This is a genomic window from Streptomyces sp. NPDC001406, assembly GCF_042895285.1.
In the GTDB taxonomy this organism is placed as follows: domain Bacteria; phylum Actinomycetota; class Actinomycetes; order Streptomycetales; family Streptomycetaceae; genus Streptomyces.
This window is the reverse complement of record NZ_JBIAWG010000037.1, coordinates 23,315-30,160: the sequence shown is the minus strand read 5'-3', so window position 1 is coordinate 30,160 and position 6,846 is coordinate 23,315. Positions and strand designations below refer to the sequence as shown.

Sequence of the window (6,846 nt, the reverse complement as noted above, 5' to 3'; positions counted from 1 at the left end):
CTGAACTTCCTACGCTTCTGTGCCACGTGCTCTCTCCGCCGTTCTGGACTTCGATCCTATGGGGACCGCTGTCCGAGAACTTCGGGGCGCCTCACCGCTCGGACTCCACGTCGAGGTCGATGTCGGGCAGTGAGGTGCGGCGATCGTTGAGGTGCCTTTCGAACAACAGGTGGTGGTCGAGGGGGTTGGCGGTGGCCACGAACAGCGCGTGGTTGACCATGCTCCCGGCGCCGGAGCCGCGAGCCGCCACTCGGATCCCGAGCGCCCTCGTGTCCGCGACCACCTGGGCCACGGCCAGGTAGTACCCCTCGTACGAGAGGCGCCCGATGCACTCCAGCTCATATTCGAGCTGTCGTACGGCACGCTCGTCCCGGTCCAGGCCGCGGGCGACCATCCCGGTCTCACACCGCTGCCGCAGCAGCCGCATCGCCGCCCCCGGCTCGCCGGTGGCGCCCACGACGGACGGCTCGGGGAAGTGCGTCTGTCCCAGCCCGAGATCGGCCGGGGTGAGGGTGCAGGACTGGCCGGTGGCCTCGGTCTCGGCCAGCAGGCGTACAGCCCGGGCGCGGTCGTCGCCGACGGCCTGGGCGATCCGCTCGGCGGCCGCCGTCATGGCGGGCGGACCCTTCAGCCAGCGCTCGCCGCCGTCCAGGTGCCGCCGGTCGACGGGCCGCAGCAGCCGGGCCGCATCGAGCACGTCGGCCAGCCGGTGCTGGACAGGGTCGGCATAGCGGACCGCGTTCGACAGCACCGCGGGCACGCCGAGCTGGTCGGCCAGGCCCACGGTGCGCGCGGACAGCCGCAGCGAGCCCGCACCGGTGCCCTGCCGGCCCAGATACACGGCCTCCAGCCGCAGCCGCTCTCCCGCGAGCTCCCGCCACGGCGCGAGCAGCTGCTCGGCGACGTCGGGACGGCCGGCGGACAGGGCCCGCACCGGCTCGGAACAAGGACCGAGCAGGACCACCAGGCCGGTGTCGGCGAACTCGCGCAGGACCGGCCAGGATACGACCGGCAGGCCCCCATGCGCCTCGGCGTGCGCGGCGGACACGAGACGGCACAGCCGCGCCCACCCAGCCGGGGTCTGCGCGAGCAGCGTGATCCGCAACGGCGGCTCCACCACGTGGGCGCCGCCGCGTACGGGCGTACGCCAACGACAGGCCGTCTGGTCGGGCGGGGTGAGGGGGGCGACGGCGACGTTGACGCCGAAGACGGGGCGGATGCCGGCGGCCGCGGTGGCCTTGGCGAAACGGACCGTGCCCGCGACTGTGTCACGGTCGGTCAGCGCGAGCGTGCTCATGCCGCGCTCGGCCGCTCGCTGGACGAGCGCGTGCGGGAGGGAGGCGCCGTAGCGGGCCGAATAGCCGGAGGCGACGTGCAGATGAGTAAAACCACTGCTGCGCACCTCCTGCCTCTCGCTTGTCCCTCCCCTGACCGGTGTCCCTCCAGGTCTCCACCATAACCGAAAACCGAAAATTTGTTCGAAGTCGTAGTGTGGTGCTGTCCCCGCGTTGCCCGAGCGGCTGTGACCGTGCGTGGTAGTTGGCGGATGTGCACGGTTGTTGGCGGAAGCGCCGAGACGAATCACGTGACCTGCGTATTCGCTGGTGAGGTGCCCGCTGCGACCCCCGAGCCGCCAACTATCGCGAACAGGCCCCGCCAACTGCGCTGAACAGAAACACCGTGACCTGCGAGGACTCCACAGGCCATCCGCCAACTACGGCGCACGGTCACAGCGGCGTCAGATCCCTTCTCGTGCCTGGGCATGCGTAGCGAGATCAGGAACTCGGCCCGGCCAGGATGCGGGGCGGTGAGGCGCGCGTGAGGCTGTTGCCATGTCGGAGCGCCGCGTGATCGTCTACCCGCCGTCTGGGACGGGCGGCCGCAGGGTGTCCATCGACGATCAAATGCTCGGCACGGCCTACAGCCTCCATGACCTCACCGTGTTCCTGCAGAACGCGGGCCTGACCGGCTGGGACGAGCTGGATGTCATGGAGTCGGGATGGATCGAGTGGCATGAGGGCGGGCCGGAGGTGTGGGGACACTGAACGCGCGCAATGGCCGCCGGGGCGGCGGAGGGCACGACGTGGAAGCCGTCCTCGACGAGCTGTACACCACGCCGCCGTCCGACTTCGTTGCCCGACGGGAGACGCTGGCCGCCGCCGCGAAAACAGCCGGCCGGGTGGACGATGCCCGCCGGATCCATGCCGCCCGCCGCCCCACCCTCGCGGCCTGGGCGGCGAACCTCCTGCTGCGCTCCCAGCCGGAAGAGAGCCGGCAGTTCCTGGAACTGGGACAGGCGCTGCGTGAGGCCTACCACGCCCTGGACGCCGAGGGACTCAAAGATCTCTCCGCGCAGCGCCGCCGTGTCGTATCCGCCCTGTCCCGGCAGGCCGCCCAGTTCGCCCGCGAGGCCGGGCACCGGCTCTCGGAGTCGGTCCAGCAGGACCTCGAAGCGACCCTGCGCGCCGTGCTCGCCGATCCGGAAGCAGCCGACCAGTGGGCGGGCGGCCGCCTAGTCAACGCCCTCACCCCGCCATCGGGCTTCCGCCCCGGCACCGCACCCGCGGCCGAGAGAGAGGGCACCCGGGGCCGCCTGACGCCCCCGACTCCGGCGCGGGCCAAGGACGAACTCGCCGAGCGGCGTCGCGCCCGCCAAGAGCAACTTGCCCGGGCGCAGAAGGCAGCTGAGGCGGCCGAGCAGCGCCTGCGCGAAGAGCGCGCACGGAGAGCGGACGTCGACGCCGAGCTGCAGCGGGCGCGCGAGCGCACCGAGCAGGCCCGCCAGCGGATGTCCGCCGCCGAGGAGCAAATGCAGCAGGCGCGAGAGGAGTACCAAAAAGCCGAGAACGACCAGCAGGAAGCCGAGGAACACAGCCGGTCCTCCGCCGACGCCCTCGCCCAAGCCGAGCGGGAGGCACGCGAGAGGGCGCAGCACGTACGCCGCATGACCGCAGGCACCACATAGGCGGCACCGGATCACAGAGCGCAATGCCCGCCTTCCCCCCAACGGCCTCCACCTGCGACTCTTCACGCCAGCGCCCGGCGCGCGCCCCTGGTCCAGGAGTGACACCGTGGTCAGCAGGCGCCCCCTGCCGGGCGCGCCACCAGCAGCATCAGGCACGGGAGTGAACGGTCATGGCACGCTCGATCTGGACCGGTGTGATCACCTTCGGACTGGCCAGCCTGCCCGTGGGCCTGTACACGGCGACCGAGGACCACACCGTCCACTTCCACCAGCTGCAGCGCAACACCGCCGACCGGATCCGCAACCGGCGCGTCAACGAACGCACCGGCAGGGAAGTACCTTCCGAGAACATCGTCAAGGGCTACGAGCTCGCCGAGGGGGAGTACATCGTCGTCGAGCCCGACGAACTGGACCAGATCGCGCCGGGCCGTTCCCAGACCATCGACATCACCGACTTCGTCGACCTGGCCGACATCGAGCCGGTCTACTTCGACCGCACCTACTACGTCGCACCGCGCGGCAAGGAATACACCAAGGTCTACGAGCTGCTCCGCGCAGCGCTCAAGGAGTCGGACAAGGCCGGGATCGCAACGTTCGTCATGCGCGGCAAGCAGTACCTCACGGCGCTGCGCGCCGAGGAGCGGCTGCTGGTGCTGCAGACGCTGCACTGGGCGGACGAGGTGCGCGACCCGGGCAAGGAACTGCCCGAACTCCCCTCGCGCCGGGCAGGCAAGGGCAAGGAACTGACGCTGGCCATCCAGCTCGTCGACGCCCTGAGTGCGCCCTGGGAACCAGGCCGGTATCACGACACCTATGAGGAGAAGGTCCGTGAGCTGGTGCAGGCGAAGGCCGAGGGCCAGGAGATCGCGGTGGCGGACGAGGCGCCGCAGGCCACCAATGTCATCGACCTGATGTCCGTCCTGCAGGGCAGCCTCGACCAGGCCCGCGGTCAGAAGACGGGCGCCGAGCCGCGGCAGACCAAGAAGGCCCCAGCCCGCAAGACCGCGCGAAAGCCGGCCACGAAGGCGGCGAAGAGACCCGCCGCCCAGAAAGCGCCACCGAAGACGGCACGAACCACCTCGAAAGCCCGCCAGCGCAGCACAGGCAAGGGCGACCTGCGGCAGCTGACCAAGGCGGAGCTGTATCAGCGGGCCACCGAGCAGGGCATCGAAGGCCGCTCCAAGATGAGCCGTGAGCAGCTCGTCGACGCACTCACCCGCGCCGGGCGCCGCCACAAGAAGAGCGCCGCCTGATGTCCGCCTGAATGCCGCGCCCATGATCTGGACACTTCCCGAGCCGATGCTCGCTGCGGCCGTGAACAGCCCCGACCTACCGCAGGGGTGGGCGGCCGAGCCGAAGTGGGACGGCGGGCGCAGATCTCCGCGGATGCAGGGCGAGTGGTGCTGCGCTCGCGGCGCGGCACCGATCTCCGAGGGATGTTTCCCGAGATCGCGGCGGCAACGGTGCAGCTTCCGGACGCGACGGCACTGGATGGTGAGTTGGTGGTGTGGGAGTCCGGGCGGCTGGCGTTCGAGCGTCTCCAAGGCCGACTGCAGCGGCGTGGCGCGGGGGCGGTAGAGGCCTCTGCGACATGGCCGTCCCACTTCGTTGCTTTTGACGTGCTGCGGCTGGCCGGCACCGAGACGACGGCGTGGCCGTACCGTCGGCGGCGGACCGCGTTGGAGGATCTGTTCGCCGAACGCCAGCTGTTGGCGCCGTGGGTGCTGTGCCCGTCGACCACCGACGCCGACACCGCGGCTGAGTGGCTGTCGTGGACCGCTGTCGGCATGGAGGGCGTCTGCTTCAAGCGACTCGACGGCCCTTACCGGCCGTCGGTCCGCGGATGGCGCAAGTACAAGGTGCGCGAAACGCAGGAGGCAATCGTCGGCGCGATCACCGGGTCCGTTGCCGCTCCCCGCAGCCTGCTGCTGGGCAGGCTCGACGCCCGCGGGCTCCTGCAGTACACCGGCCGCACCGCCACCCTGGCCCGCGCTGCCGGCACACTGCTGTCCGGGCTGCTCGTCCCGGCCGCGGCCGGACATCCGTGGACAGGGTGGACGTTTTCCGCTGGGTGGGGCACCAGAGAGACCCTCACCGTCACCCTCGTACAACCCGAGGTGGTGGTGGAAGTCGCCGCTGACGTCGCCCGGGACAGTGCCGGCCGATTCCGTCACCCGGCCCGGCTGCACCGCATCCGCACCGACCTGACGCCCGCCGACACGCCCTTGTTCAAAACCCGCTGACCAGCAGTGGCTGTCGGCAGTCTCTCCATACCGCGGCCATCGCCGCCGTTCTGCTGACACCGGGGGCGTACGGGCAGACCTTCGTCAATGCTCCCCCAGGTGCTGCGCGGAAGGAGCGAAGCCGGCTGCTGGGCCCTAGCGTCATAGTGCCCTGCGTTGACAGGACGGCAGGGCCCGGGCGGCCCCGGCACCCCGCGCCCTGGGCAGGGGCCGCCCCTCCGCCTACGCCTGTCCGCAGTACATGCGTGCGCTGCATGAGGGGCGTCGAGCAATGAACCCTCCCGTCAGCTCCCCGTGCTCTCAGAATCTGTGTGGCCAGAAGAACGAGTCAGGGATACGAACGGCGGGCGGCCGCCGGGGGGTGACGACGCCGATGGCGTCTTCTGCGGCCCGCAAGGCCTGTTCGTGACTGCCGCTGCCGAGGTGATGAGCAGGGCAGTTTTTGCAGTCGCCGGTCCGGGCGTGCGCATTGGGGCTGCTGTTGAGGCCCCGTACGTGGGCGAAGGCGTGTTCGGGGAAGTCGGCCCGCACCGTGTGCCACGTGCCGCATTGCTCTTCTGCGGTGAGGCCCGCGGCCACTTCCGGGTGCATCGGCGGGTACACCTGGCCGTCGTGCTCGCGGAGCATGAAGACGCGGTCGACGTAGTCGACGGTATCCCCCTTCGGTTGCTCTGCGTTAAGCCAGGCCAGGGCGTCGCTGCGGCTTCCGGGCCCCCAGAGGTACTCCGCGGGGAACTGCGTTGTCTCGAACCGGGCGTCGAACGCTGACCAGTACGCGTCCTCGTACCGGGTTCCGGGGCGGGCAACGCTGCGGACCAGGATGTAGTGGTATCCATCGGCATCGGTGTCATCGCGCAGGGCATCGGCCAGGGCCATGTGGACACTTCCCTCGTCGTTCCACGCCATGACGACGATGTCGCGTTCCACCGGGGCGGGGTACAGGCGCCCGCCAGGGGTCGGGTGCCCCCACAACTGGTTGATGAACTCTGCCAGGTCGTGCAGGGTCCGTGCCGTCTCCACGGGCATCTTGCGGTGGTATCCGGTCGGGTGGGCCACAGCATTGCGCAGATTCGACATCGCATGCTCGATGCCACGCGTGCGCTGACCACGCAGCAGACCGGCCGCGCGCGCCCAGGCCCGCAGCCCGGCCAGCATCCCGTTGAAGTCGATCAGCGTGCTGCCGACCTTCAACCGCCACTGTGGCGACGGCTGCTGCCGCGGCCTCCGCCGGCTCCTCCTGCCCAGCTTCTTTACCGCGGCGAACATATCGTCGTAGATGCGCACGTCCTCGGTTACTGGAGACTCCAAACCGTTGACGTCCTCGAACGTGACTGCACCGGCGCACCACTGGACAAACCGCTCGCGCAGCGCCTGCTCCATCACCAGCAAGGCGCGGTCGTCGACCACGGTGAAGACGTCATAGTCGAGTAGACCCAAGGCGAAAAGACGCTGAAGCCGATCGAACTCCCGGCGCGTCCCCTCCGCCACATCCGAAGCAAGCTCGCAGTCCGCGACCAGCCGTTGCAGGAACTCGGCTGACCTCTCGGCCGGCATCGCATCGCCCAGCCCGAACGGGCTGAAGCGAAGCGAGGTGCTGTCCGGCGTCTGCAGCTCCTCCAGCGAACGGATCTCTGCCAT

At 70.0% G+C, this 6,846-nt stretch carries 5 protein-coding genes and 1 pseudogene; 4 read left to right on the top strand and 2 right to left on the bottom strand.

Annotated elements, in window-relative coordinates:
* Positions 1-94 precede the first annotated feature (94 nt).
* A pseudogene (locus ACFY1J_RS44960) lies at positions 95-1,402 on the bottom strand (PHP domain-containing protein); the annotation flags it as partial.
* Between the two features lie 430 nt (positions 1,403-1,832).
* Here ACFY1J_RS44960 and ACFY1J_RS44955 point away from each other — a divergent pair.
* From ACFY1J_RS44955 to ACFY1J_RS44940, 4 genes are all read left to right on the top strand, one after another.
* Complete coding sequence (locus ACFY1J_RS44955; RefSeq protein ID WP_390713109.1) at positions 1,833-2,045, top strand: hypothetical protein; 213 nt, start codon at positions 1,833-1,835, stop codon at positions 2,043-2,045.
* Between the two features lie 38 nt (positions 2,046-2,083).
* Positions 2,084-2,965 (top strand): hypothetical protein, encoded by an 882-nt coding sequence (locus tag ACFY1J_RS44950; RefSeq protein WP_390713108.1) that lies wholly within the window; start codon positions 2,084-2,086, stop codon positions 2,963-2,965.
* Between the two features lie 170 nt (positions 2,966-3,135).
* The gene (locus ACFY1J_RS44945; protein ID WP_390713107.1) at positions 3,136-4,218 is read left to right on the top strand and encodes a Ku protein; all 1,083 of its coding nucleotides are present in this window, start codon (positions 3,136-3,138) and stop codon (positions 4,216-4,218) included.
* Positions 4,219-4,305: 87 nt separating this feature from the next.
* The gene (locus tag ACFY1J_RS44940) at positions 4,306-5,208 is read left to right on the top strand and encodes an ATP-dependent DNA ligase (protein WP_390713106.1); all 903 of its coding nucleotides are present in this window, start codon (positions 4,306-4,308) and stop codon (positions 5,206-5,208) included.
* A gap of 300 nt (positions 5,209-5,508) precedes the next feature.
* Here ACFY1J_RS44940 and ACFY1J_RS44935 read toward each other — a convergent pair whose 3' ends face one another.
* Positions 5,509-6,846 carry a hypothetical protein gene (locus ACFY1J_RS44935; protein WP_390713105.1) on the bottom strand — a complete coding sequence of 446 codons (1,338 nt, stop codon included), beginning with the start codon at positions 6,844-6,846 and terminating at the stop codon, positions 5,509-5,511.

What these genes read in the sequence shown, in the direction of transcription:
- ACFY1J_RS44935 (WP_390713105.1), bottom strand. Translation starts at nt 6,846, where the DNA reads ATGGCAGAGATCCGTTCGCTGGAGGAGCTGCAGACGCCGGACAGCACC.
- ACFY1J_RS44955 (WP_390713109.1), top strand. Translation starts at nt 1,833, where the DNA reads ATGTCGGAGCGCCGCGTGATCGTCTACCCGCCGTCTGGGACGGGCGGC.
- ACFY1J_RS44945 (WP_390713107.1), top strand. Translation starts at nt 3,136, where the DNA reads ATGGCACGCTCGATCTGGACCGGTGTGATCACCTTCGGACTGGCCAGC.